This window comes from Borreliella afzelii (assembly GCF_014202295.1).
Lineage (GTDB): Bacteria > Spirochaetota > Spirochaetia > Borreliales > Borreliaceae > Borreliella > Borreliella afzelii.
Map to the genome: position 1 here is coordinate 140,020 of NZ_JACHGM010000001.1, position 24,661 is coordinate 164,680.

The 24,661-nt window shown below is 27.7% G+C and carries 23 protein-coding genes, 2 tRNA genes and 1 other RNA gene; 2 read left to right on the plus strand and 24 right to left on the minus strand.

Features of this window, described 5'->3' with window-relative positions; translation table 11 throughout:
* Positions 1–1,323, minus strand: a complete 1,323-nt coding sequence (locus HNP63_RS00610) for a TrkH family potassium uptake protein (RefSeq protein ID WP_004789988.1) — start codon at positions 1,321–1,323, stop codon at positions 1–3.
* 96 nt (positions 1,324–1,419) lie between these two features.
* Between HNP63_RS00610 and cyaB the strand changes: the two genes are divergently transcribed.
* Complete coding sequence (gene cyaB / locus HNP63_RS00615; RefSeq protein WP_004789751.1) at positions 1,420–1,953, plus strand: class IV adenylate cyclase; 534 nt, start codon at positions 1,420–1,422, stop codon at positions 1,951–1,953.
* Here cyaB and HNP63_RS00620 read toward each other — a convergent pair.
* The 18 genes from HNP63_RS00620 to HNP63_RS00705 all read right to left on the minus strand — a co-directional run bounded on the left by HNP63_RS00620 (position 1,927) and on the right by HNP63_RS00705 (position 20,838).
* Complete coding sequence (locus HNP63_RS00620; RefSeq protein WP_183226966.1) at positions 1,927–3,372, minus strand: hypothetical protein; 1,446 nt, start codon at positions 3,370–3,372, stop codon at positions 1,927–1,929. The two genes, cyaB and HNP63_RS00620, sit on opposite strands and share 27 nt — an antisense overlap.
* On the minus strand, positions 3,359–3,988 hold the full coding sequence (pgsA, locus tag HNP63_RS00625; RefSeq protein ID WP_004789516.1) for a CDP-diacylglycerol--glycerol-3-phosphate 3-phosphatidyltransferase: 630 nt from the start codon (positions 3,986–3,988) through the stop codon (positions 3,359–3,361). Before pgsA ends, HNP63_RS00620 begins: the two co-directional genes overlap by 14 nt.
* Before the next feature lie 4 nt (positions 3,989–3,992).
* Positions 3,993–5,738 (minus strand): threonine--tRNA ligase, encoded by a 1,746-nt coding sequence (thrS, locus tag HNP63_RS00630; RefSeq protein ID WP_183226968.1) that lies wholly within the window; start codon positions 5,736–5,738, stop codon positions 3,993–3,995.
* A gap of 166 nt (positions 5,739–5,904) precedes the next feature.
* Positions 5,905–7,221, minus strand: coding sequence for a rod shape-determining protein RodA (rodA, locus tag HNP63_RS00635; protein ID WP_011601185.1), 1,317 nt, complete (start codon positions 7,219–7,221; stop codon positions 5,905–5,907).
* A gap of 4 nt (positions 7,222–7,225) precedes the next feature.
* Positions 7,226–9,025: a penicillin-binding protein 2 gene (mrdA, locus tag HNP63_RS00640; protein WP_183226970.1), complete on the minus strand. Its 1,800-nt coding sequence runs from the start codon at positions 9,023–9,025 to the stop codon at positions 7,226–7,228.
* Entirely contained in the window at positions 9,025–9,507 is a 483-nt protein-coding gene (locus HNP63_RS00645) for a hypothetical protein (RefSeq protein ID WP_015055766.1), read from the minus strand. Before HNP63_RS00645 ends, mrdA begins: the two co-directional genes overlap by 1 nt.
* Positions 9,507–10,352: a rod shape-determining protein MreC gene (mreC, locus tag HNP63_RS00650; protein WP_011601183.1), complete on the minus strand. Its 846-nt coding sequence runs from the start codon at positions 10,350–10,352 to the stop codon at positions 9,507–9,509. Before mreC ends, HNP63_RS00645 begins: the two co-directional genes overlap by 1 nt.
* A gap of 3 nt (positions 10,353–10,355) precedes the next feature.
* Positions 10,356–11,405 (minus strand): rod shape-determining protein, encoded by a 1,050-nt coding sequence (locus HNP63_RS00655; protein WP_004789620.1) that lies wholly within the window; start codon positions 11,403–11,405, stop codon positions 10,356–10,358.
* 10 nt (positions 11,406–11,415) lie between these two features.
* Complete coding sequence (locus HNP63_RS00660) at positions 11,416–12,384, minus strand: tetratricopeptide repeat protein (RefSeq protein ID WP_004789828.1); 969 nt, start codon at positions 12,382–12,384, stop codon at positions 11,416–11,418.
* Positions 12,385–12,408: 24 nt separating this feature from the next.
* Positions 12,409–12,762: RNase P RNA component class A (rnpB, locus tag HNP63_RS00665), an RNA gene on the minus strand.
* A gap of 26 nt (positions 12,763–12,788) precedes the next feature.
* Positions 12,789–13,547: a zinc ribbon domain-containing protein gene (locus HNP63_RS00670; RefSeq protein WP_004789572.1), complete on the minus strand. Its 759-nt coding sequence runs from the start codon at positions 13,545–13,547 to the stop codon at positions 12,789–12,791.
* A 14-nt stretch (positions 13,548–13,561) separates the two neighbouring features.
* The gene (rpoD, locus tag HNP63_RS00675) at positions 13,562–15,457 is read right to left on the minus strand and encodes an RNA polymerase sigma factor RpoD (protein WP_011601180.1); all 1,896 of its coding nucleotides are present in this window, start codon (positions 15,455–15,457) and stop codon (positions 13,562–13,564) included.
* 3 nt (positions 15,458–15,460) lie between these two features.
* Positions 15,461–17,242, minus strand: a complete 1,782-nt coding sequence (gene dnaG, locus HNP63_RS00680; RefSeq protein WP_048830690.1) for a DNA primase — start codon at positions 17,240–17,242, stop codon at positions 15,461–15,463.
* Positions 17,243–17,247: 5 nt separating this feature from the next.
* The gene (gene mltG, locus HNP63_RS00685; RefSeq protein WP_004789812.1) at positions 17,248–18,279 is read right to left on the minus strand and encodes an endolytic transglycosylase MltG; all 1,032 of its coding nucleotides are present in this window, start codon (positions 18,277–18,279) and stop codon (positions 17,248–17,250) included.
* A 210-nt stretch (positions 18,280–18,489) separates the two neighbouring features.
* Positions 18,490–18,571 (minus strand) — tRNA-Tyr (locus HNP63_RS00690).
* Positions 18,572–18,575: 4 nt separating this feature from the next.
* Positions 18,576–18,649: transfer RNA gene (locus HNP63_RS00695), tRNA-Thr, on the minus strand.
* An 87-nt stretch (positions 18,650–18,736) separates the two neighbouring features.
* Positions 18,737–19,060 carry a hypothetical protein gene (locus tag HNP63_RS00700; RefSeq protein ID WP_004790056.1) on the minus strand — a complete coding sequence of 108 codons (324 nt, stop codon included), beginning with the start codon at positions 19,058–19,060 and terminating at the stop codon, positions 18,737–18,739.
* Between the two features lie 5 nt (positions 19,061–19,065).
* Positions 19,066–20,838 (minus strand): DUF5312 family protein, encoded by a 1,773-nt coding sequence (locus HNP63_RS00705; protein WP_183226972.1) that lies wholly within the window; start codon positions 20,836–20,838, stop codon positions 19,066–19,068.
* A gap of 117 nt (positions 20,839–20,955) precedes the next feature.
* On the opposite strand from HNP63_RS00705, the gene HNP63_RS00710 reads away from it, so the two are divergent.
* Complete coding sequence (locus HNP63_RS00710; protein ID WP_004789514.1) at positions 20,956–22,188, plus strand: CCA tRNA nucleotidyltransferase; 1,233 nt, start codon at positions 20,956–20,958, stop codon at positions 22,186–22,188.
* On the opposite strand, the gene rnc is transcribed toward HNP63_RS00710, so the two are convergent.
* The 5 genes from rnc to HNP63_RS00735 all read right to left on the minus strand — a co-directional run bounded on the left by rnc (position 22,159) and on the right by HNP63_RS00735 (position 24,439).
* On the minus strand, positions 22,159–22,896 hold the full coding sequence (gene rnc, locus HNP63_RS00715) for a ribonuclease III (protein ID WP_011601177.1): 738 nt from the start codon (positions 22,894–22,896) through the stop codon (positions 22,159–22,161). The genes HNP63_RS00710 and rnc overlap by 30 nt on opposite strands.
* A complete protein-coding gene (gene acpP / locus HNP63_RS00720) occupies positions 22,896–23,138 on the minus strand; it encodes an acyl carrier protein (RefSeq protein ID WP_004789379.1) in 243 nt (80 codons plus the stop codon). The genes rnc and acpP overlap by 1 nt, the downstream gene beginning before the upstream one ends.
* Positions 23,139–23,161: 23 nt before the next feature.
* Complete coding sequence (rpmF, locus tag HNP63_RS00725) at positions 23,162–23,344, minus strand: 50S ribosomal protein L32 (RefSeq protein WP_011601176.1); 183 nt, start codon at positions 23,342–23,344, stop codon at positions 23,162–23,164.
* 62 nt (positions 23,345–23,406) lie between these two features.
* A complete protein-coding gene (gene coaD, locus HNP63_RS00730) occupies positions 23,407–23,898 on the minus strand; it encodes a pantetheine-phosphate adenylyltransferase (protein WP_004789809.1) in 492 nt (163 codons plus the stop codon).
* A gap of 1 nt (position 23,899) precedes the next feature.
* On the minus strand, positions 23,900–24,439 hold the full coding sequence (locus HNP63_RS00735) for a hypothetical protein (protein WP_004789553.1): 540 nt from the start codon (positions 24,437–24,439) through the stop codon (positions 23,900–23,902).
* Between the last annotated feature and the right edge of the window lie 222 nt (positions 24,440–24,661).

Here is a 24,661-nt window from a genome sequence, read left to right on the forward strand (position 1 = left end):
TCAACCAACCAAAATATCCTGCCTTGGCCTTGTAAATTCTTCAAAACGTGACTTTCTTGAAACAAAAACAGCCATTGAAAAAAGTCCTATTCGTCCTGCAAACATAGTAAAAATTATAATGACTTTACCCCAAAATGACAAATCCTGGGTTACTCCAACTGAAAGACCAACTGTTCCAAAAGCAGAAAATACTTCATAACCCAAATCAATAACTTTCCAATTGCCAGATCCTCCCTCAAAAAAAAGAAGCATAAAAAAAGAAAAACTTACAATAAAAATAGCTCTTGCAAAAAATAAAAGTGCAAATCTTATACTATCTATTGAAACCTTGTAAGACCCAATAATATATCCATTGCCGTTTTGATTTTTAACAACAGCTAATATAATTAAAAAAAATGTTGTAATCTTAATTCCCCCCGCAGTTGATCCGGGTGCCCCACCAATAAACATGAATGGTAGAGAAACTATTTGAGTTCTTCCGCTTATTAAAGAATTATCAAGATAATTAAAACCGGCTGTTCTAGTACTAATCGAATAAAAAATTGAATTAAATATTAGAGTACTAATCGAATAACCATCTTTTAATTTATGTATCTCTGTAAAAAAGAATAAAATTGCACCAATTATAATTAAAACAAAACTCAAAGAAAAAACTATTTTGGCATGAAGTGATAATTTTTTTTTATTCTTAATAGTATTCTTTACATCTCTATAGACCATAAACCCAAGCCCACCACAAATTATTAAAATAGAAACCACAACTATGGCTTCAGGAACATCTCGCCATGCATAAATGCTCTCAGAATGCATAGAAAAACCTGCATTGCAAAAAGCAGAGATTGTGGTAAATAAAGCCTCTAAAAATGAAATATTAACTCCCCTAAGCTTAAAACAAATAAGTATTAATATTAAACCTATCATTTCAATTGAAAAAGTTATAAATAATATGCTTTTTAAAATTCTAATAGGATTATACTCTATATTTGAAAGGGAATACTGCTTTATTATTCTTGCATCTGTTAAATTCATTTTCTTTTTAGGTATAAGCAAATAAAAAGTAGTAATGCTTATAAATCCTAACCCCCCAAGCTGGACTAGTAACATTATCAAAATAAATCCAAAAGTAGAAAAACCTTCTATTTCAACAGTTGTAAGACCTGTAATACTTACAGCAGAAACAGCGGTAAAAAGAGCATCAATGTATGCTAATTTGCCATCACCTCCCCAAGAAATAGGCAGCATTAACAAAAGAGAGCCTACAAACATAATTAAAACAAAATAACTAAAAAGTAAAAACCTGTCGCTAAATTCAAATTTCAACATATCATACAAAAAGTTGTTTAAATTATTAAAAATCCATCTTATATAGCATAATATTTTAACATTGAAATATTATCATAATTACATTATTTTTAATATATGTTCGAAATAGAATCAAAAGCATTTATTCCTCCAAAAGAGTTGAAAAGAATTATTAAGTTAGCAAATAAAAAATTCAAGTTTATTAAAGAAGAAATAAAGACTGATATCTATTACTCAAACCCAAAAAAAATTATAAGAATAAGAAAATTAAATACTCTAGAAAAAATTGTCACATTTAAAAAAAAAATATTAGACAAAAACAATGCTATAGAAATTAATAAAGAAGTAGAATTCAAAATAGATAATGTTAACAATTTTTTAATCCTTCTAAAAGAGCTTAAATTTAAAAAGCTATACAAAAAGATAAAAAAAAGCTTAATTTATCAAACTAATAATTTAAATGTGGAGATAAATGAAGTAAAAAATCTTGGATTTTTTTTAGAAATAGAAAAAATAATTAACAATCAAAATGATATAGATTTAGCAAAAAAAGAAATCAATAACATAATCAATCAATTTGGATTAAAAGAAAACCTTGAAACTAGATCTTACTTTGAATTACTCTCATCGACAAACCAAAGTAAAAAATAATTCATTGGAATTAGAGCTTAAAGTAGAGACTACAAGCCCTTGATTACCATAAATTCCAATCTGGGGACTAGTAACATTGCCCTTAAAATGCTCCAACTTATTTAAAAAATACCAATTTTTATTCTTGAAATAAATTAACCTCACATCATTATTGTCTTCAAAAGCTAAAAACAAATTATTTTTATAAAGCCCAATATCAATGCTCGAACCTTCCATTTTAACATTAGGACTTATATTAATCCATCTATTGCTTTTTAAAGGACAAATGCTTACAATCGGTCTATTTTCAGAAACAAAACTCATAATTATTTGATTAAAATTAGAATCAAAAAAACCTTTAATAAAATTAGCCATATAAACAGAAGGAATGTTTGCATTTACCCAAGCATTCTCTTTGTTTACAATAAACTCAGATTTAATCTCATTATTTGACTTATAATTATAAAAAATACCCAAAAAAGGTTCAGAGATTAGTCCAATGTTTGACGAATTAACATTAGAATTACCTTTGCTTAAATAAGAATGTATTACATCAGTCCAAATATTTCCGTAACCCATATTTGAGATTAAATTTATTTTATATTCACCTTCAATTTCTCTTAAATATGCCAAATACAACCTATCTTTTAAATCAATGCTCATATTTAATAAAGATCCAAAATTTTCTATGTACCCTGGGCTAATATCAATCCATTTTCTACTATTAAATTTTTTAACTACAAGCTCACTAGCAAAATCAGACCCTGATTTCGTAACAAAAGCAATATATAAATTGCCTTTTGAATTAATTGAAAAATCAAAATTAACTATATTAATAATATTTCCATTAACAGACGAATCAAGATTAAACCAACCAACATCCTCAATAAACTCAGCAACTTTAATGTCATCGCTATTTTCTAACTGATAAGCAATATAAATATTGCTTTTATAAATCCTTAATACATACTTTTTAAGCTTGCTAGTTAAATTTAAAACGGGCAAATCTTTTAAAGTAAAAAACGAATCTTCTTTTTCAATTTTAGATGTCTTAGCTTTCAAGAAATCGCCACTCAAAATTGAAAAATCTAAATCTGTAAGCGAAAATTTTATATTTTCATTCTTACTGCCAACATATATTATTGCATAAAGAGAATTTTGATCTAACCTTATTTTAAAATCTTTGCTTTTTATTTTATCAGTTATATACTTTTTATTAGAAATATCATAAATTTTAAAAACAAAATCAGAATTTGAACTCTTATCTAAGGTTAAAATATAATCAGAAGATTTGCTGACTTTTAAATAAACACTACCTTTCCCATTTTTACTTAAAATACTCAACGGACTAATTTCTGTTAATATTTGATTTACTTGAGCTTGAATGGGAAAAAGTTTTGTAAATAAAAATAGCAAAATTAATGTCTTATTTATTTTCATATTTTTTTACATTCAAGAATATTAATACATAATCTAAAAATGATAAAATTGCAAAAAACGCAGCACAAACATACATTACTTGAACAATAAATAAAAATTTAAATTCAAAATTTAAAATACAGCTAATAAAATTTTGAATTGGTTCTGTAAAATTGAGTTGATTTAAAGTATAAAACAAAAGACTTGCAAAAGTACAAACAGCATAAAGAATTGACTTTAATTTTCCCAAAAAATTGGCTTGTTGAACTATATTAAACTGAATAATTAAATTTCTAACAAAGCCAATAGAAATTTCACGATAAATAAATATTACAAAAAAATAATAAGGGGTTATGCCTTTATAAAAGAAAAAAACAAAATATGTTAAATGCTGCAAAACATCCGCATAAGGATCTAAAATTTTACCCACATTGCTAACAAGACCATATTTTCTTGCAAGATACCCATCAATAAAATCAGTAAATTCATTAAAAATGATTAAAAACCAAATAATTCCAAAAAACAAATATGAAAAAAATATATTTTCCAAAAAAAATAAAATTAATATGATAAAGGAAAGTATAATCCTAGCTAATGTTATTTTATTAGGAGTAATAATTTTGATCAAATTATTCAATTTATCAAATCTCCTTATCTCTTATTTTTAATAAAATTAATTTAAGAGCTTCATCAAGTTCAAGTCCATTTATTTGCTCATTTGTTCTTGTTCTAATAGATATTTTTTCTTCTGTTGCTTCTCTCTCACCAATTATAAACATATAAGGTATTTTTTTGGCCTGATATTCCCTAATTTTAGCATTCATTCTTGAGGAAGTATTATCAAGTTTTATTCTCATCCCTTCATTTTTAAATTTATTAAAAACCTTAATAGCATAATCTTCTACAGCATTGTTAACAGGGATGATTACTGCTTGAATAGGAGATAACCATAAAGGAAACGCTCCCCCATAGTGCTCTATAAGAATTCCAAAAAATCTTTCAATAGACCCTAACAAGGCTCTATGAATCATAAATGGTCTTTTTTCTTTACCATCCTCAGCAGTATAAGTCATATTAAATCTTTCGGGAAGATTAAAATCAAATTGAATTGTACTCATCTGCCACTCTCTCTCAAGCGAATCAACTATCTTAAGATCAATTTTAGGTCCATAAAAAGCACCTCCCCCCTTATCAATTTCATAAGGAACTTCAAAGCCACTTAAAGCCTCTTCAAGAACTTTTAAAGACATTTCCCAATCAGAATCATTACCAACAAACTTGTCAGGCTTTGTAGAAAGATATGCCTTTAAACTGTTAAAGCCAAATTTACTCCACATATAAATAGCGAACCTAAGAACTTCTTTAATCTCATCTAAAACTTGAGAATGAGTACATATAATATGAGCATCGTCTTGAGTAAAACCTCTGGCTCTCATTATGCCATGTAAAGCACCTATCTTTTCATAACGATATACAGTGCCAAGTTCAGCCCATCTAAATGGCAAATCTCTATAAGAATGCTTGCCTGTATTATAAATTGCAATATGAAAAGGACAATTCATGGGTTTAAGATAATAATCGCTTTTGTCCATTTCCATTTTTTCAAACATGCTATCCTTATAAAAGTCTAAGTGGCCAGAAGTTTGCCAAAGCCAAGATTTGCCAATATGAGGAGTAAAAAGAATATCATACCCATTTTTAGAGTGCTCTTCTCTCCAAAAATCCTCTATCAAAGCTCTTATTTTGGCCCCATTGGGATGAAAAAAAACAAGCCCTGGGCCAATCTCTTCATGAATAGAAAATAAATCAAGCTCTTTTCCAAGCTTTCTATGATCTCTTTTTTTTATTTCCTCTCTCAAATTAAGATAAGACCTTAGCTCTTTTTCATTATTCCATAAAGTTCCATAAATTCTAGTAAGCATTGTATTTTTTTCATTACCTCGCCAATAAGCTCCAGCAATACTAGTAAGCTTAAATGCTTTAGGATCAATCTTATTCATATTTTCAACATGAGGACCCCTACAAAGATCGATAAAATTATGACTCTTGTAAATAGAAATTTCATTTTGTAAGTCAAAATTTTTAATCAAATCAATCTTATAAGGCTCATCTTTAAAAATTTCAAGAGCCTGTTCTACACTTATTAATTCTTTTTCAAAAGAACTTCCAGTCTTTAAAATCTCCCTCATTCTATTTTCTATATCTAAAAGAGAATCTTCTGTAATTTGCTTTTTAAATTCAAAATCATAATAAAAGCCATCTTTAATAGGAGGTCCTATTGCAATCTTGGTATTTGGAAATAAATCGCGCACAGCTTCTGCCATAACATGAGCTATTGAATGTCTTTTTTTATAAAGAACATCTTCTTTATCTAAATCTTTACTCAAAATAATACCTTTAATATTTCTATTTTTATTAAAAAATTAAAATTCACATTCATCACTTTTATGTAAAAATACGTACCTCAAATATTTATAATTACTAAATTTAAATATACAAAAAAATTTTCTAAAAAAATAGAGATAAGAAAACAAAAAAATTAAAAATAAAGTCTCAATCCATAGCAACTATTGATTCAATATTAAAATAAAAAGACATTGCTAAAAAAAATGTAATAGTAGAAGAACCCCCATAAGATAGGAAAGGGAAAGGAATCCCAGTAATAGGCAGAACCCCTAAAGACATTCCAACATTAAAAGAAGTATGAAAAAATAAAAGTCCTAAAATTCCAGATATTACTAAAGCCATATACCTATCTTGACATTTATTCATTATTATCAAAAATTTAAAAAAAAGGAAAAAAAATAATATTAAAATAGTACTAACGCCTAAAAACCCAAACTCTTCAGCAAGAATAGAGAAAATGAAATCTGTGCTCTGAGACGGCACATAATTAGCATGCGTATAAGGCCCCTTTAAAAATCCTTTACCCAAAAGACCACCAGAACCAATTGCTATCTTAACCTGATTTAAATTCCAACCAGCACCCTTAGCATCAATAGCCGGATCTAAGAATACTAAAAATCGTTTAATCTGATAAGTCTTCATTAACTTTGAAAGGACCTTTGAAAATACTATTGAAATTAATAAAATAGAACTTGCAAAAAAAACATAAAAATAAATTATTTTAATACTTAAACCATATTTAGTAATAAAAAACCCTAAAACAGAAATCAAAAGTATTAAAAGCAATACTCCCATTACTATTCTAAAATAAAAAGGATTTGAGAATATAAGATAAAATACATTGCCCATATTCACCTTATATTCATACCAAACTGGTAAAATTGCAAAAACGAAAGAAAAAAACCCTATCAACGCAAATGCTAAAACATAATGTAAATCTATTCCTGCAAAAAAAGAAATAAATATAAAAATAGTTAAATATACTATCGCTGTACCAAAATCAGGTTGCAATAATATAAGAATTACCGATGGAAAAATTAACAAAAATGCAGCAATAAAGATAAAAAATTCATTATAACCTTTTTTTTCAGTATAAAATTTTGAAAGGGTTAAAATAATAATAACTTTACCCAATTCAGAAGGTTGTCCTCCAAGTTTCCATATACCAATCCAAGACCTTGCTCCGTTTACAGTAGTTCCAAAAAATGCAGTAAAAATTAAAGCCAATATTAATAAAAAATATAAAGGATATATTATACTATAAACAAATTTTAAATCATATTTACCCACTATAAAAATTAGAAAAAATCCAATAATTACCCAAAAGGTTTGTTTTATATATTCATTCTTAGTTAAAGACCCACTAATATTATAATCACTAGAATAAATCAATAATATACCAACAAAAGAAACTATAAGTAAGCTTATCAAAGCTAAATAATCATAATTTTTTCTAAAAACCATTAATTTACCTAAGATACCATGGCTTATACCCTTTAAGAATATCCTCATAACTTTGATTTGCAAAAATACCTTGCATTATTAAATCTGTAGATTTTGCAGGCCACCAATCTACATTGCTCTTTGCTTCAACCAAACTAAAAACAATAATTTGATTGTCAGCTGAACCGTTATAAGGAGCAAGTCCAATAAAAGAACTATTTTCAAAACCATCTATACCGGTTTGACCAGTACCTGTTTTACCCCCAACCTTAACAGCTTTCGTAAGAACCGCATATCTTGCTGTACCATAAGTTACAACACTTCTCATATATTTTTTTAGAAGCTTAAATGTGTTCTTACTAATAAGATTTGTTTTTCTTAATATTTCTGGCTTATTCTCAAGAATAACTTCATTCGTACCGCCCTTTAAAATTTTATTTACAATTCTGGGCTTATATACAACACCTTCGTTTGCAATCATAGCAACCATATTAACAATCTGCATAGGAGTGGCATTTAAAAATCCTTGACCTATTGAAAAATTTACAGTATCTCCTCCTACCCAAGACTGATTAAAAGTTTTTTCTTTCCACTCAGGACTAGGAAGAAGACCAGATACTTCATTTGGTAAATCAATTCCTGTTTTTTCTCCAAACCCAAATTCTTTTGCATATTTTCTAATTCTATCAACCCCAAGATACTTAAGTCCAAGCGTATAAAAATAAACATTAGAAGAATGTGCAATCGCTTCCTCTAAATTAACATACCCATGACCCCCAGGCTTCCAACAATGAAAAATTCTATTTCCAACTTTAAAATATCCAGGACAATAAATTTTACGATCTTTATCTATAACTCTCTCCTCAAGAATAGCAGCAGCAACAACCAATTTAAAAATAGATGCTGGTGGATAAACAGATTGAATTGCTTTATTTAAAAAAGAGTAATCTTCTTTATTATATTTATTATAAACATCTCTCATAGAATAATAAGGATAATTATGAAGAGCAAGAACAGCGCCTGTTGATGGCTTTAATACCACAATAGAACCATACCTTTTGCCTAAAGCATTCTTAGCAAGATCTTGAATATCTTTATTAATATTAAGTACAACATTATTACCTGGCACCATATTCTTTATAATAGAACCGTCGTCTATTCTTCTCTCCTTGGAATCCACTTTGTATTTAATTAAACCCTCTTGCCCTCTAATATAATTATCATAAACTTGTTCAATGCCTAACTTTCCAATCGTAGAAGTATTATCATACCCACTAACATTATAAAAAGTTCTAAGCTCTCTTTGATTTATTTGTCCAACATAGCCGATTGAATGCGAATATGAATCGTCAACTAAATAATTACGCTTAAAAGAATAGGTCCATAAAAGAGCAGGATAATAAAACTTTTTTTCAGAAATTTTAAATAACATCTTTGGGGTAAGTTCCATTATTTCAACATCTTTGAGATATCCACCAGGCTCTTGAAGTTTAGATAAAATAATTGATTTATCAATATCTAGAGTGCTTGATAAAAAGTCTATCATCTCAATTCTAGTAGCCACCGGCATATTATAATACTGCTGCAAACTTATCTTTAAAATAAACATAGTTAAATTATTTGCCAAAATATTGTAATTAGAATCTAAAATCTCGCCCCTTGAAGCATTGATTTTTTCCAATCTTGATAAAAAAACATTGGCTTCTCTATCGTAAAACAAATGCTTACCAATTTGCATTTGAAATAAAATTGCTAGATAAAGCACCATAATTACTATTAAAAATAATATGCCAAACTTGTATCTAAAATTTGTTATAACACCCACTAATAATCCTCTTTAAAAGAATGAAAATTTTTAGTAAAATAATTTTGAATTGGATATAAAAAGTTGATAAACATTATATTTACAACGAGGTCAAGGTTAAAAATTGAATAATTAAAAGATTTTAAATCTATAAAATCATAAAATACAATAGCCAAAAACCATAATATAACTTTTGAAAAAATAAAAAATATTGTCATGCTAAGCATATTTTTAGGCATTAATAACTTTATTTTATTGTTAAAATAAAATATTATTGTATACCCAAAAACAAAAAACCCAAGTGGCAATCCTGTAAAATAATCCATAAGAAGACCATATGAAATACTAGATAATAGGCCCACATTAAAAATAAAATTTAAAGAATTAAAAACTAGAAAAATTAAAAAAATATCTATTGAAAAATAAAAATAAGTTGCAAAATAATGTTGAAAAATTTTACCTAAAAATGCGCTAGAAATAAAATATGAAAAAAATGCTGCCATTATTCACTAATCTCTTTATTGTTTTTAACAAGAAAAACATACTCAAGTTTATCTAAAACTATCGCCGGCTCTACTTCTATTTTTAAAAGAGAATTATAATCAAGAATATGAAAATTTGTAATCTTTCCAATATAAATGCCAACCGGATATTCACTAAATCCAGCAGTAACAATAGAATCGCCTATCTTCAAATCTTTTTCAGCAAGTCTATTAACATAATTCATTTCAAGTTTTTTACCATAACCATTGCCTTCTATAAGACCTATAAACCTACTACTTTGAATCCTTGCAGACACAAAATTTTCATAATTAGTCAAAGGTAAAATTTTAGCAGTATTAGAATAAACCTTTACAACTTTGCCTACAAGACCACTAAATCCATCTTGATATGCAACCGCTATCATATCCTTTTCTATCCCGTCATTAAATCCTTTATTAATAGCCATTAATGTCGATATATTTGAATAATTCAGATATATAATCTCTGCTGAAATAAAATCGCTAGAACTTGATGAATAAAAATTTAATTGCTCTTTAAGACGAACATTCTCTTGCCTTAGTGACTGTATATTCTGAGTTACTATTTCAAGCTGTTGTATCCTTTTTTTATAAAATTCTATCTTGTCCTTATAATTCTTATATTCATTTACAGTTTTAAAAACATTGGAAATAAAACTAAAAATCCCATGCATTCTACTTTGAATATAAGAATTAAGAGTAAAAAACAAAAAATTATCAGGTTTTCTCCTTTGAATACTGCTTGAATCATAAATCATAAAAACAAGAGAAACTATCAATACTAAAAGTACCTTGATAAAATTCTTGAATTTGACAAGAAAATTCATAACTTATTCATTGATAAAACTGTAAATATTCTTACTAATATCTATTCTATTAGCATAATCATAAAATAACCCAGCACCAACAGCCACAGAGAGAAGCGGATTGTCTGCAACATAAACAGGAACTCCGGTCTCTTTTGAAAGGAGCCTATTTAAACCTTTAAGAAGAGCTCCTCCTCCTGTCAAAATGATACCGCGCTCAACAATGTCTGTAGCAAGCTCTGGTGGCGTTGCACCAAGAGTGCGCTTAACTTCATCCACAACAATATTAATGGGCTCTTGTAAAGACTCTCTTACTTCCATAGAATCAACAAGTTGCTTTCTAGGAAGACCAGTTACAGCATCTGTACCCTTAATATCTATTTTTTCTACCCTCAAATTTTGAATATCAGGATATACATTTCCTATCTTAATTTTTAATTTTTCTGCTGTTTGTTGACCAATTATAATATTATGAGAATTTCTCATATACTTTATTATGCTCTCATCAAATTCATCACCACCAGTTCTAATAGCTCTACTTACAACCATACCGCCAAGAGAAATAACCGATATTTCTGTAGTTCCACCTCCAATGTCACACACCATGTGTCCTGTAGGTTCAAAAATAGGAATATCAGATCCAATAGCAGCTGCAAGAGATTCTTCTATTACCTTAACTTCTCTTGCACCAGCATTCATTGCGCTCTCTTTTACAGCTCTTCGTTCGACCTCTGTAATGCAAGTTGGAACACCTATTACCATTCTTGGCTTAAAAAACAATTTTTTACGAGAAAAAATTTGATTAATAAAATATTTAATCATCTTCTCCGTATTCTCAATATCAGCAATAACTCCATCTCTAAGCGGGCGCACAGCTTTAATATTTTCTGGGGTTTTCCAAAGCATTTTTTTAGCATTTCGACCAACCGCAACAACTTTATTACCTTTAGTAATATCTATTGCAACAACAGAAGGCTCACTCATAACCACACCATAATCTTTAATATAAACTAACGTATTACATGTTCCAAGATCAATACCAATATCTATCAAAAAAGACTTAAACAAATTCAAATCAACCTCCCTAAAAATCTTCCAAAGTAATTCCAAGCCTCTCTCTTGCTGCTTCTAAATAAGGATTAAGATTGAGAGCTTCTCTCCAGTATTTCCTAGCCTTAGGATAATCTTTATCTTTCTTCCTATATATATCTCCTATTTTAACATAAACGTTAGAATTTGAACTATTAATTTCTAGAACTTTGTTATAGTAATTAAAAGCATTGTCATAGTCACCTTTATCTAATAGAATGTCTCCATAAAGCAAATATACCTTTTGAATTAAATTTTCATCCGTTTTCTCACCCTTTGACAATTTCCCTTTCTCTTCCTCTATTATTTTTTTTATATACTCGACGCTTTTGTTTATATCATTCAGCTTATAATTAACATAAGCCAAACTCCAAAGAACTAAATCAGATTTATTTTCATTATAAGCTTTTTCAAAAAACTTCAAACTAGACTTGTAATCCTTTAAAAGTTGATACGAATACCCCAAATATTCAAAAATATCTTCTTTAATGTTCATGAAATCAAAATTATCAACACTTAAAGCCTTCTTTAAGAATTTTACAGCAAGTTCACTATAAAACTCTCCTTTATGAGAATATGCCTTTCCTAATATATAATACAAAGGGCCTATAGAGACTCCATTATTTATAGAAATTAAAAATCTTAATCTTTCTATGCATTTATCTAAAAATTCTCCTTTTAAATATCCTTCATTTACTATTAAAGAATAATAAAAATACGAAAATCCCAAAAGCAAATTTAAATTAAAATCAAATCTATGATTTTTAATATCATTCTCAGCATAATCTATTATTTCTTTATATTCTTTTTTATCCCACAGCAAAAGCAAATCAACCTGTGTTGGCCCTGCTTTTAAATAAGAATTAGAAAAAGATTTAAAATATGACAAAATATAATAAATTAAAAAAATAAAAATGAAAATCATAAATGAATAAAAAATATATCTTAAATATCTTATTTCCATTTAAAACTCTCTTTTAGGTTTATGAAATTAAGCTGACACCCATAAGCCGAGTTCTGTACTATGCCATCATCTCTCTTGTTTTTTTATCGCTAAAAAAATCATGCGATCCACCCGTAAGCATATCCTCAAGAACAAAGAAAGCTTACATACTTGATCTTGCTCCTAATGAGGTTTATCTTGCCTGTATTTATTGCTAAATAAGCGGTGAGCTCTTACCCCACCTTTTCACCCTTACCTTTTATGGCGGTAATTTTCTGCGACACTTTCTTAGGTTTAAAACCCCTAGGCATTACCTAGCATTATGTTCTTATTGGAGCTCGGACTTTCCTCTTAAGCTTTAATTATTATAAAACTAAGCGATGGCTGACTGTCAGCTTAAATAAAAAGTATCAAATTAACAAATTTTATTCAACAAGATCTGCCAAACTACCAGGAATTATTTCATCACTTATTCGAATTTTATCCTGATAATAGAGTATTCTACTGCAATAAGGACAAAATTTAATATCGTTGGGCTCACGTCTTACTTTATTTGCAAATTCAATAGGAAGTATCATATGACAACCTTTGCAAACATTATTAATTAAAGGCACAACTCCGTTTGATTTATTTCTTATTATTCTTTGAAATTTAAATAAAAAATCTTCATTCATTTTAGAAGCGCAATTTAACTCTTCACTTTCTATTTCTAAAAGTTTCTTTTTAATTTCTAAAAGCTCTAACTCCAAACTATTGCTTTCAGACTTAAAACATTCTTCTTCTTTACTATGCTTCTCGTTGACATCTAATATTTCCTTTTCTATTTTAGTTTTAAGTCCATTAACATGTGTCATCTTTTTTCTAATTGTAACTTCATCGTCAATAATAACCTGAAGTTCTTTTTCAAGAGCCTCATATTCTCTTTGCGTTTTAATGCTATCAATTTTTTCTTCTGCCTTGCTCTTTCTTGAATTAATATCTTGAATATCTAACTTTAAAGCAGAGTCTTCTTTTTGATATTCCTTAAACTTTTGTTGCAAATCAATAAGAACTTTAGATAATTCTTCAATCTGAATTTTTTTCATCTCTAAATACTTAGGAATACTTTTTCGCCTTTCCTCAAGCTCAAATTTAGACTTATATATAACTTCAAGTTTTTTTAATGTATCAATATTATTCTCCATCAATCCTCCATTGTTCAATTTAAATCTTCAAGATAATCTTTTAATTTTTGAGTTTTTTTAGGATTTTTAAGCCGCCTTAATGCCTTAGATTCAATTTGCCTAATTCTTTCTCTTGTAACATTAAAATGAAGCCCGACCTCTTCAAGAGTTAAAGAATAACCATCTTCAAGCCCAAATCTCATTTTCACAACTTCTTGCTCTCTTTCAGGAAGAGTTCCAAGAATTGCTCTTATTTGATCTTGCAAAACTACAAAGGATGTGTGATTTGCAGGATTTTTTATTGCCTTATCCTCAATAAAATCACTAAGAACAGAATCTTCCTCTTCCCCAATTGGTGTTTCAAGAGAAACTGGCTCTCTTGAAACACTTTTTACAGTTTTAACCTTTTTAAGCTCCCATCCAAGTCTATCTGAGAGCTCTTCATCTGTGGGATCTTTCCCCAAAACTTGAACCAAATATCTGGTTTCTCTATTAAGCCTATTTATTTGTTCAATCATATGTACAGGAACTCTAATTGTGCGAGCTTGATCGGAAATAGATCTTGTTATGGCCTGCCTAATCCACCAAGTAGCATAAGTTGAAAACTTAAAACCTCTCTTATATTCAAACTTTTCAACAGCTTTAATTAATCCAATATTACCTTCTTGAACAAGGTCAAAAAAATGAAGTCCTCTATTTGCATATTTTTTGGCAATGCTTACAACAAGCCTTAAATTAGCCTTAATCAACTGATCTTTAGCATGTTGCATCATTTGTTTCCCTTTGGCAATCTCTTCTGACATACTTATTATTTTATCCATTGGATATTCATAATACATTTCAATTCTCTCAAGTTCTTTTTGAGCAAGCTGAGCTTCTGTAATTTGCTCTTTAATAGCATCTTCTTTTAGTTTAAGAGATTTTTCTATCTCTATCTTTTTTTCAGCAATAGTCAAATCTCTTCCAAGCACCCTTAAATCTCTTATTTTTTCAATTTTTAACCTGCTTAGAATTATTCTTTGTTGTCTTTGCAAATCCTTTATTTTGTTAGCAGAGTCAATATAATCATCTGAAAAAATCCTTAGCTCATCTTGATATAAAGGAATGTCTCGTAAAAGCTCTTTTAAGGCTAATCTTTCCTTTTTTAAATTCTTTTCAAAAATATCACCCCCAAGCTCATACACCCTATGCTTATTATCTACATAACTTATTAAACGATCTTGGACTGGTTTTAAAGGAATTTTGTAAAAAGAGGCAATTCTTTTTTTTTTATTATAATAATCAGGGTTACTCTCTTTATCCCTATCTTTTTCTCTTTTAAAAAATTCTTCCCTTTCCATTCTTGAATAAATAGTATTAACAAGATTATAATAGTTTTCTATAACAAGTCCCTCATTTTTAAGAATATTCTCAATTATACTCTCCCCAGAATCCATTTGCTTTGCAAGTTCAACCTCTTGATTTCCTGTTAATAAGAACTCTTTTCCTATTTCCTTTAAATAAAGCTTTATTGGATCTTCTGAGTGACTATCTTTTAAAACATTACTTTTAATATACCCTGAACCCAAATCATCCTTAATAGAAATGCCTTCTTCATCACAATCATCAAGCTTGACATCAATATCAACATCCTCTTCATCACTTTGAAAACCATCATCTAAGACCATAAAGCTTCTATCAGATGCAATCTCCACTTCTTCCTCTTCATCATTTCCATCTTCGGTGCCAACCAGATCTAATTCTGAAATTTTATTAACCAACCTTATTCCTCTATCCTCAAGTACTGAGCAAATACAATCAAGGATCTCTGGTTCTAATATGTCATCGGGAAGTAAATTTGATAATTCACTAAAACTAAGAGATTTTCTATCTCCTACATGAGTAATAATACTCTCTATTAGCTTCGAATATTTCTTTTCCAAATCCGACAAAACTTAACTCCCTGGAACATCGTCTATGTAGATTTTTAAATTTTTTCTCTGCATATTTAAAAACATTAACTCATTTATTTGGATCTTAGCATTTACCAAAGAGTCCTCAACACATCTTTTTTTACAAAGTAAAACACGAGAATCTAATTTTCTTCTCTTGATTGCAAGTAAAACATGCACAAGCGTCTCATCATCCACTTCAAATTCAGAATTTAAGATTTCTTCAAAAAAAAACTCACTAATTTTATAGTTATCCTTTAAATTTCTTTTTAAATCCATTAATGAAAAATCTTCATTATTTTCAAATAAATTTTCAAAGCACATAAAAATTTTTCTGGCATCGACGTCAATTAAATCACTATCAATAATATTGCGCCTTATTATACTAAAATAACTAAAATTTTTCAACAAAGCTACTATTAGATACCTCTCATAAGAATCATCATTATGAGCATACAAATTTCTTTTATTATTGTCAACTGCAAATCTTTCTTTTATCCTATAATAATCTTTTAATAAAGTTGTCACACCAATACCAAGTTTATTACTTAACTTGTCTAAAAAAATATTTTTCTGGGTATCTACTTTTGATAAATTTATCAAGTTTAAAAATAAATTAATCATTGCATTTAAATCTACAGTTTTATTTAAATCATATTTATTAGAATAAACATCTAAAAGATAGTCAAAAACATCGCATCTATTATTTAAAATTTCCTGCAAAGAGCTTTCACCTTCACTTTTAAGAACATCTGCAGGATCACGACCAAAATCCATTTTAACAACACTAACATTAATATTAAATGGCAAACAAATTTGATAAGCTTTTAAAGTTGCAGAAAGTCCAGCATCATCGCCATCAAAAGAAAATATTATCTCATCAGCATATCTTTGAATCAAAACCAGATGTTCTTTTGAAAAAGAAGTACCAAGAGTAGATACTGCTCTTTTAATCCCAGATGTAAAAAAAGCAAGAACATCTATATATCCTTCTACTAATATGACTGACTTTGTAGATTTAATCTCATCAAGCCCCTCATAAAATCCATAAAGAAGCTCCTTTTTTTTAAAAACTTCAGTTTCACTTAAATTAATATACTTAGAACCTTTTCCATCTAAATCTCGACCCCCAAAACCAACAACGTTTCCTTTAAAATCTTTAATTGGAAAAATTAACCTTTGAGATAAAATAGAAGCTTTGGGGTTTATTTTTGAAAATAAACCACTTTTTTTCAATATTTCAGAAGAATATCCTTTTGAAACTAAAAAGCCATGAAGCTCTAAACCATCTTTAACATTAAGCGGTAAATAACCAAGTTCAAATAAATCAACAACTTCCTTAGATATTGCTCTACTCTTTAAAACGTAATCTAAAGCTTTTTTATTTTTATTCAAAAAAAATTTAATAGTATTAATTAATCTAGAATTCAAAGAGTAAATTTTTGAAACTATGTCTTTATTTTCATTTTTTTTTACACTTTCTCTACTTATTTTTAAATCATCATAATAAACACCGAATTTTTCACACAAAATCTTAAGAGCATCATTGTAATTGATTTTTTCCATATCCATTAAAAATCCAATAACATCTCCACTCTTTTTACATCCAAAACAATAAAAATATCCTTGCAAAGGATTTACAAAAAAAGAGGGGGTTTTCTCAGCATGAAAAGGGCAAAGCCCTTTATAAGTAGACCCCGATTTAACAAGCTTAATATATTGCTCCACAATAGCTACAATATCAAATTTAGCTTTAATTGAAGATGTAGTTTGCAAATACTCCATACTTCTTAATCCTTAGTAATAAAATTTTTAACATAATCTTTTGCTCCTAAAAGATGCGAAGAATAATCTGATGAAAATTGATGTGTACCTAATTTGGAGTCTTTTACCACAAAAAATAAATATTGTGTATTTTTTGGGAAAAAAGCTGCTTGCAGTGAAATAATACCAGCATTTGAAATTGGAGCAGGAGGATACCCTTTATTAATATATGTATTATAAGGAGAATCTATCTCTAAATCTGAAAAATAAATTCTTTTGGGATGACTTCGTCCCAACTCCTCTGTAATAATATATTCAATAGTAGCACAAGATTGTAATGCCATATTAGATTTTATTCTGTTATAAAAAACCGAAGACATTATTGAAGCTTCATTTTTAACTCTATACTCACGCTCAACAATAGATGCTACTATTACTCTATTGTAAAAATCCTTACTTGAATAATCACTAAAGAGAACGCCTATAGATTTAAGCTTATTCAAAAAATTATCTACAAACATACGAACAACATTCTTTATTTCCATACCCTTATAAAATTTATAAGTATCTGGGAATAAAAATCCTTCAAGAGAGTCGTAATTAAACCCAAGCTCATAAATAAACGATTTTTCGTTGATCAAAAAAATAAAATCTTGAACATCATCAATGACAGCAAATTCTTTAAGCTTAAAAGCAATTCTTCTGCTAGTATACCCTTCAGGTATTGTAACATCAATATTTACGTTAGAAGCCCCCTTTAAAAACTCTTTATATATCTCAAATGTAGAAAGATCACTATTGATTAAATATCTTCCCTCTTTAAATTGTTTATCACTACCAAAAATATACGAAATAAAAACAAGAAGCATTTCGGATTTAATTAATTTTTGTTTTTTCAATTCTTTAGCTATTTTTTTAACCCCCCATCCCTTCTCAACATCAAATTCATAAACTAAACCATTTTCCATAGAAGATAGGTTTAAAAAATATATAAAAATTGACAAAACAGATACTAAAAAGAAAAAAAGAATAAATACTTTCCCAATTTTAATAAGCACAAGAATCTCCTAGCTAAACAAAAGTATTTGCTAATTACTCTTTAGTTATCAATTAAAACTTTTAATTGATAACTAACATTATATTTTATAACCAATAAGAACTTTTCTAAATAGACAAAAATATAAGCACCATAATAAACCGATATAACACATTTAAAAGATCACAATCAAAAAATTATAAAAAGGCAATCACTTGTAATTTCAATAAATTGGGGAGGGTGGGATTCGAACCCACGTAGGCAAAGCCAACAGATTTACAGTCTGCCCCGGTTAACCACTTCGGTACCGCCCCTAAAAGCCGACTGTCGGAGTCGAACCGACGACCTGCGGTTTACAAGACCGCTGCTCTGGCCAGCTGAGCTAAGTCGGCAAATAACAAACTAATAGTTAGTTTATAAAAATAAAATTCATTAGTCAATAGAATAATGGCAAATAATTAATACAATCTTCTTATCAATTATTTATTGCTAGAAAGAAAAATTTTAAAAACAAGAGCGCAAAAAAATACCATAAAACTAAAAATTAAAATTAAATAATAATTAATTTTTTTATTTCTTAATAAATAAAAAAATATCAGCCTAGTAGATTCAAGTCCAAAAGAAACAGAGCTTAAAATAATAGTAAGATCAAGATAAAATTTCTGAAAATTGTAAACAAAAATATTGTAAGAACCAGCCAAAAAAACAAATAAACTCAACAAAGAATTTAAAAATAATACAATAACCAAGATTCTAATAAAATTTGAAAAACGTCTTATATTTTTTACTTTAAAAACTTGCATGAAATTTATAAATTTTTTATTATAAAAAGTGCTTGATTAATAATTTCTAAAAGATTGCCAATAACATCAGCTAATGTAATTTTTTTATTTTCGTTTGCCAGCGACTTGTAAGCAACTGTTAAAGATTTTCGAATAAAAACATTTTGATTTTCTAAGAGAGCCAAACATCTCTTTTTAAGCTCAATAAAATAATCTACGAATCTATTTGAAATCTTATCAATAGAACCCGATTCATTTAAACACCACTTCAAAATCCTTTCCTTATAAGAGTCATCAATTTTACTCTCTCTTTTGTGCCTTTCAAACTCTTCATTTTTATAATCAATCTCAAAGTAAATATTATAAATTTCTTTTTTTAAAACAGTAATATTATTTTCAATATCAACATATATATTTCTCAAATCATGATTACTAATTAATACGACATTATTTATAGTTCTTATAACTTCCATCATTCTAACATCATATATGTTTTTGAAAAAATAATTAAGAAAATATAACTTTTTAAAACTATAGTGACCAAGATTTAATTCATTAAAAATCTCACCCTTTAAATTTAAAATTATACTAGGATCTCTAAAAAGACTTTTTATTTCTTTGATTACAAGAACTTTTAAAGAACTATCACGCCTTTCAATAGCCTGGCCCATAACATTTAAAAATAAAATATTCTCATAAAAATTTTTCACATCAAAAAAGGGTACATATTTTTTAGGAGATGCAACCGGATTTTTGCAATATACTCTAAAAACATCTAAATAAGGTAAAGTTCTCGACAAGCCAACAATCTTAGATAGAACAGATAAAACATTTTTTAATACATATTCTACTCGAGATAAATGATCTTCTCTTGAAATTACTTCTGAATTACTAATATCATCGGATATTAAAAAATAATTTGATATAATACTTTTAACAATATCCTCATCTATCTCAATATCTTTTAATGTATACAAAATGTCAAAAAAATAATTCAAATACTTACTAACACTTGAAAAGCTGGTTCCAAATCCAACTTCAAGATCAACGATACTAATATTTTCAACATTATCTAAAAGATCTACATTGAAAAATGAAAAAAAAGATTTGTAAGGGAAAAACGCCAAACTATTAAAAACATAATAAAACTCAAACATATCAGATACAGTTTTGTAAGTATTAGATGAAATAGAATTAATATACTCATTTATCTTGATCTTAAGAGATTCTTCTAAATCGTTTTGGGTCTTTTCTTTTTTCAAAAAAAGCTCATATTCACCTTCATCCAAAAAATCTTCCAAATTTTTCTTAGAATGAATAACTTTATTTTGAATAAGTTCTAAAATAGTTTGCTCAACAACAATGCCACCTTTTTCTAATTTCTTAAAAAATTCTTTCAATTCCATTGAATATCGGCAAACACTAAAAAACATTTCTACAAAACCAATATACAAACATTGCCTCTTAAAATCTATTACTGGATTTTTACACATTTCATTAATTTGATTTTCTAAGTTTTTTATAATATAAACTTTATAAATATCTTCTCTACTTTTGTCCTTCTGAAAAAAATTTAAAATAGTTAGCCACATTCTCATAAGAAATGATTCTTCCATTAAACGCCCTGAAAGAAATTTTTCAAGCTGAGAATCAACATCAGGCTCATTACTACAATTGGGCAAAACAAACTCGGAAGAATTCAAACCTAAGCTTTTTCTTATATCATTCATCAACCTATTTTTAGTCTCTCTTGAAAGCTGACCTATAGCGTTATATACACTATTGTTATTACCACTCATAAAACCCCAATAAAACCATTTAAAAAAATAAAAGCACTACTTATAACATACTTCAAATAAATTAAAATTGTAAATCAATTTTAGAAAAAAAATATTTACACTATAATATAATTTTATATGAATCTAGGAAAGAATAATCAAAATATAATTAAAATTGGTAAAATATTTAAAAAAAACAACTACGAATTATATTTGGTTGGAGGCGCTTTAAGAGACTTGCTGCTTAATAAACAACCTTGTGATTTTGATTTTGCAACAAATGCAACTCCCGAAGAAATAATAAAGTTATTTCCAAATAATATTAAAACAGGAATAAAACACGGCACAATTGGTATTATTTTTAACAAAAAAATCTTTGAAATCACTACATATAGAATAGAAAAAGAATATGAAAAAAAAAGAGCCCCTAAACAAGTAAAATATACTAAAAATTTAATTAAAGATCTTAAAAGAAGAGATTTTACAATCAATGCAATTGCAATGGATATTTTTAACTTTAACATAATAGATTGCTATGATGGAAAAAAAGATCTTAATAAGAAAATAATAAGATGTATAGGAAACCCAAATAAAAGGTTTGAAGAAGACGCACTTAGAATACTAAGGGCAGCAAGATTTTCATCCACACTTAATTTTAATATTGAAAAAAATACTTTAATTTCAATGAAATATAAAAAAGAAAATATTTTAATGATTTCAAAGGAAAGAATAAAAAATGAATTTCAGAAATTGTTAGAAGGTGTAAATATACAAAAAGGAATTTATTATCTTAAAAAAGTTGATTTTTTTAAAAATTTTTTCAATCTAGAAATAAAAACAAAATTAATCAAAAAAACTGTCCTGCTTAACAAAGACAAATTTTATCTAAAGGCAATCACTATATTGACAATTGAAAAACCTATAAAAGAACTAAAAGAAAACTTAACTTCACTTAAATTTTCAAATAAAGAAATTAAGTTAATTTTATTCTATAGAAGCATAATCGATAATAACAATATTTTTAATGTCAAAAAATTAAGTGATATTAGATATTTGCTTAGTAAAAGCACAAGAGAACATTATAAAGAAATAATTGATATATACAAGGCACTCAAAGGAAAAAAGAAGAAATATTTATTTATAACAAAAAACATAAAAAGAAAAAAATTACTAAAAAGTCCCCTCTCTTTAAAAGATTTGAAAATAAATGGTAAAGATATTCAAAATATCATACAAATAGAAGACAAAAATATCGGTAAAATTTTAAACATACTACTAAGCTATGTAATTGAAAACCCCAAGCTTAATACTAAAAATTATCTTATAAAAAAAATAAAAACCTTAAAGATTAATATCTTCCATAGCTTTTAAAGCTACCTCAGCCGCTCTCATTTCGGCCTCTTTTTTAGATTTGCCCTTTCCATTTGATATAAACTTTTCTCCAACATAAAGTTCAACGCAAAAAACTTTATCATGATCTGGACCTATTTCCTTGTCTAGCTTATAATTTGGTGAGATTTTATATTTCTTTTGAACATATTCTTGCAACAAACTCTTATAATCTTTAAAATCTCCCCTATTAAACATCAATCGTATATACATGTCAAAAAGTCCAACCACAAATTCTGTTGCTATTAAAAACCCACTATCAAGATAAATAGCACCTACAAAAGCCTCAATAGCATCTGCAAGAATGCCTTTTTTGTTGCGACCATCATTACTCTCCTCTCCCCTGCCAAGCAAAATATAAGAACCAAGATCAATCTCTCTAGCAATACTAGATAGGGAATCTTCACTAACAATATAAGATCTAGCCTTACTAAGCTCTCCTTCACTCTTATTTGGATAAGTTTTATAAAGATGATCAGTGATAATCAAATTAAGCACAGAATCTCCCAAAAATTCCAATCTCTCATTATTGTCGGATTTTTGATCCAACTCATTAGAATACGACGAATGACTCAATGCTGTATTTAATAAATCAAAATTATTAAAATCAATGCTCAAATTTTCCAAAAATTCACTTAATTGAGCTTTTCTTTCATTACTAAAACAAAAATCGGAAGAATTTTTTTTCATCAACCTTTTCTCTTTTTAATAAAATTAACAACATCGCCTACCGTCTCAAATTCATTGGCTTCGTTCTCCGGGATCTTATCATCAAAAGCCTCTTCAAGCAAATATAAAAGCTCATAAATATCAAGACTATCTGCATTAAGATCCTCAACAAATCTGGAGTCTATAGTAATTTCATCTTCTTTTTTATCAAGCTGCTCAGATATAATAGATCTAACCTTGCTAAAAATTTCATCATTATCCATGAATATACCTTCCTTGCCACAAACTACAAACTTATTTCTAGATATTGGTTATTTCTATAATATCCGCATTTTAAACAAATTCTGTGTCTCACTACAAGATTACCACAATTAGAACATTCCTGAAATTGTGGAATTTTCTTCCGCATGTTTATACTACGCCTTGTTCTACTCCTAGATTTTGAAGGCTTAAATTTTGGAACAGCCATTACTTTCTCCTACTACTTTTAAACTACATTAAATTATCTTAATAATATATATATTAACCAAGTCATTTGTCAATAAACTTAGATTTCAATCTATTAAACACCAATTCTGGAACAAAATGAGAAAGATCAACATCCTTTTTCCTCATCAATTCTTTTACAAAATCTGACCTTACGTATAAATGCTCCGCACTACTTGGCAAAAATATAGTATCAATTTTAAAATTGAGCTTATTATTAACAAGATATCTCTCAAACTCTATATCAAAATCATTAAAAGCCCTAATTCCCCTAACAATAAATTTAATAGAATTAATTAATGCATAATCAACAATAAACCCACTATAACTATCTACAAATACATTTAAAAAATTTAAAGACGAAATAACATCTTTTGTAAGAGTAAACCTCTCAATATCACTTAGCAAATATTTTTTTGATTTGTTTTTAGCTACCAAAACAACAACTTTGTCAAAAATAGCCAATGATCTTTTAATTAAATCAATATGACCCCAGGTAATTGGATCAAAAGATCCGGGAAAAACTGCCACCTTCATATCAAGAAAGCCTAAACCCTCTATTAATATCTTTAAGAATTTTTTTGCGCCATATTGGTTGTTCTTCTAAATTTTCAAATTCAATTTCTTTAATAATCTTGAAATATAAATATTCTCCTCTAGAAGATGTATCCACAATAACAAATTTACCAACACCCTTATAAACTAATTTTTCATTACTTGAAAGATTATTTTCAACCGTTAATTTGTTGATAACGCAATCAAAATGAACAGGCTTATCTTCATTTTCAACCTTTAAAGACATACTAAAAATAAGATCATTTATTTTTTTTTCACAAATAGCACAAGCAATATCAAGATTTATTCTTGTTCTAAATTTTATATTTTTTCTTCTAGATTTGCCTTTAAAAACATTTTGTTTATCTGCATTCAAAACAGTCAATCTATTATTAAAACTGTTTAACGGAGCAACATTTTGACTTTTACTCTCGGAATTTAATCTTTTATTTTTAACACCATAAAAACGCTTATTAAATTTTTGAAGATTGCTCCCCTTAAACTTACTTTGAGTATATTTCAAAATCAACTCTCCTTAACAATAATAAATAAATATTTACCCTCTAAAAAATAACAACAAAATTTTAAGGACAAAATTACCTACATAACTTGAAAGTTTTTCAACAAATCAAAATTTTAAATCTTTAGCTTTTAAAATACAAAAGTGCAATTAAATCTGCATTGAAATTAATAAGAATGATTAATTAATTCTTTTAATCGTAACAAATATAAGATAGAGTTTGAC

What these genes read in the sequence shown, in the direction of transcription:
- HNP63_RS00610 (WP_004789988.1), bottom strand. Translation starts at nt 1,323, where the DNA reads ATGTTGAAATTTGAATTTAGCGACAGGTTTTTACTTTTTAGTTATTTT.
- cyaB (WP_004789751.1), top strand. Translation starts at nt 1,420, where the DNA reads ATGTTCGAAATAGAATCAAAAGCATTTATTCCTCCAAAAGAGTTGAAA.
- HNP63_RS00620 (WP_183226966.1), bottom strand. Translation starts at nt 3,372, where the DNA reads ATGAAAATAAATAAGACATTAATTTTGCTATTTTTATTTACAAAACTT.
- rodA (WP_011601185.1), bottom strand. Translation starts at nt 7,221, where the DNA reads ATGGTTTTTAGAAAAAATTATGATTATTTAGCTTTGATAAGCTTACTT.
- HNP63_RS00645 (WP_015055766.1), bottom strand. Translation starts at nt 9,507, where the DNA reads ATGGCAGCATTTTTTTCATATTTTATTTCTAGCGCATTTTTAGGTAAA.
- mreC (WP_011601183.1), bottom strand. Translation starts at nt 10,352, where the DNA reads ATGAATTTTCTTGTCAAATTCAAGAATTTTATCAAGGTACTTTTAGTA.
- HNP63_RS00660 (WP_004789828.1), bottom strand. Translation starts at nt 12,384, where the DNA reads ATGGAAATAAGATATTTAAGATATATTTTTTATTCATTTATGATTTTC.
- HNP63_RS00670 (WP_004789572.1), bottom strand. Translation starts at nt 13,547, where the DNA reads ATGGAGAATAATATTGATACATTAAAAAAACTTGAAGTTATATATAAG.
- dnaG (WP_048830690.1), bottom strand. Translation starts at nt 17,242, where the DNA reads ATGGAGTATTTGCAAACTACATCTTCAATTAAAGCTAAATTTGATATT.
- HNP63_RS00700 (WP_004790056.1), bottom strand. Translation starts at nt 19,060, where the DNA reads ATGCAAGTTTTTAAAGTAAAAAATATAAGACGTTTTTCAAATTTTATT.
- HNP63_RS00705 (WP_183226972.1), bottom strand. Translation starts at nt 20,838, where the DNA reads ATGAGTGGTAATAACAATAGTGTATATAACGCTATAGGTCAGCTTTCA.
- HNP63_RS00710 (WP_004789514.1), top strand. Translation starts at nt 20,956, where the DNA reads ATGAATCTAGGAAAGAATAATCAAAATATAATTAAAATTGGTAAAATA.
- rnc (WP_011601177.1), bottom strand. Translation starts at nt 22,896, where the DNA reads ATGAAAAAAAATTCTTCCGATTTTTGTTTTAGTAATGAAAGAAAAGCT.
- acpP (WP_004789379.1), bottom strand. Translation starts at nt 23,138, where the DNA reads ATGGATAATGATGAAATTTTTAGCAAGGTTAGATCTATTATATCTGAG.
- rpmF (WP_011601176.1), bottom strand. Translation starts at nt 23,344, where the DNA reads ATGGCTGTTCCAAAATTTAAGCCTTCAAAATCTAGGAGTAGAACAAGG.
- coaD (WP_004789809.1), bottom strand. Translation starts at nt 23,898, where the DNA reads ATGAAGGTGGCAGTTTTTCCCGGATCTTTTGATCCAATTACCTGGGGT.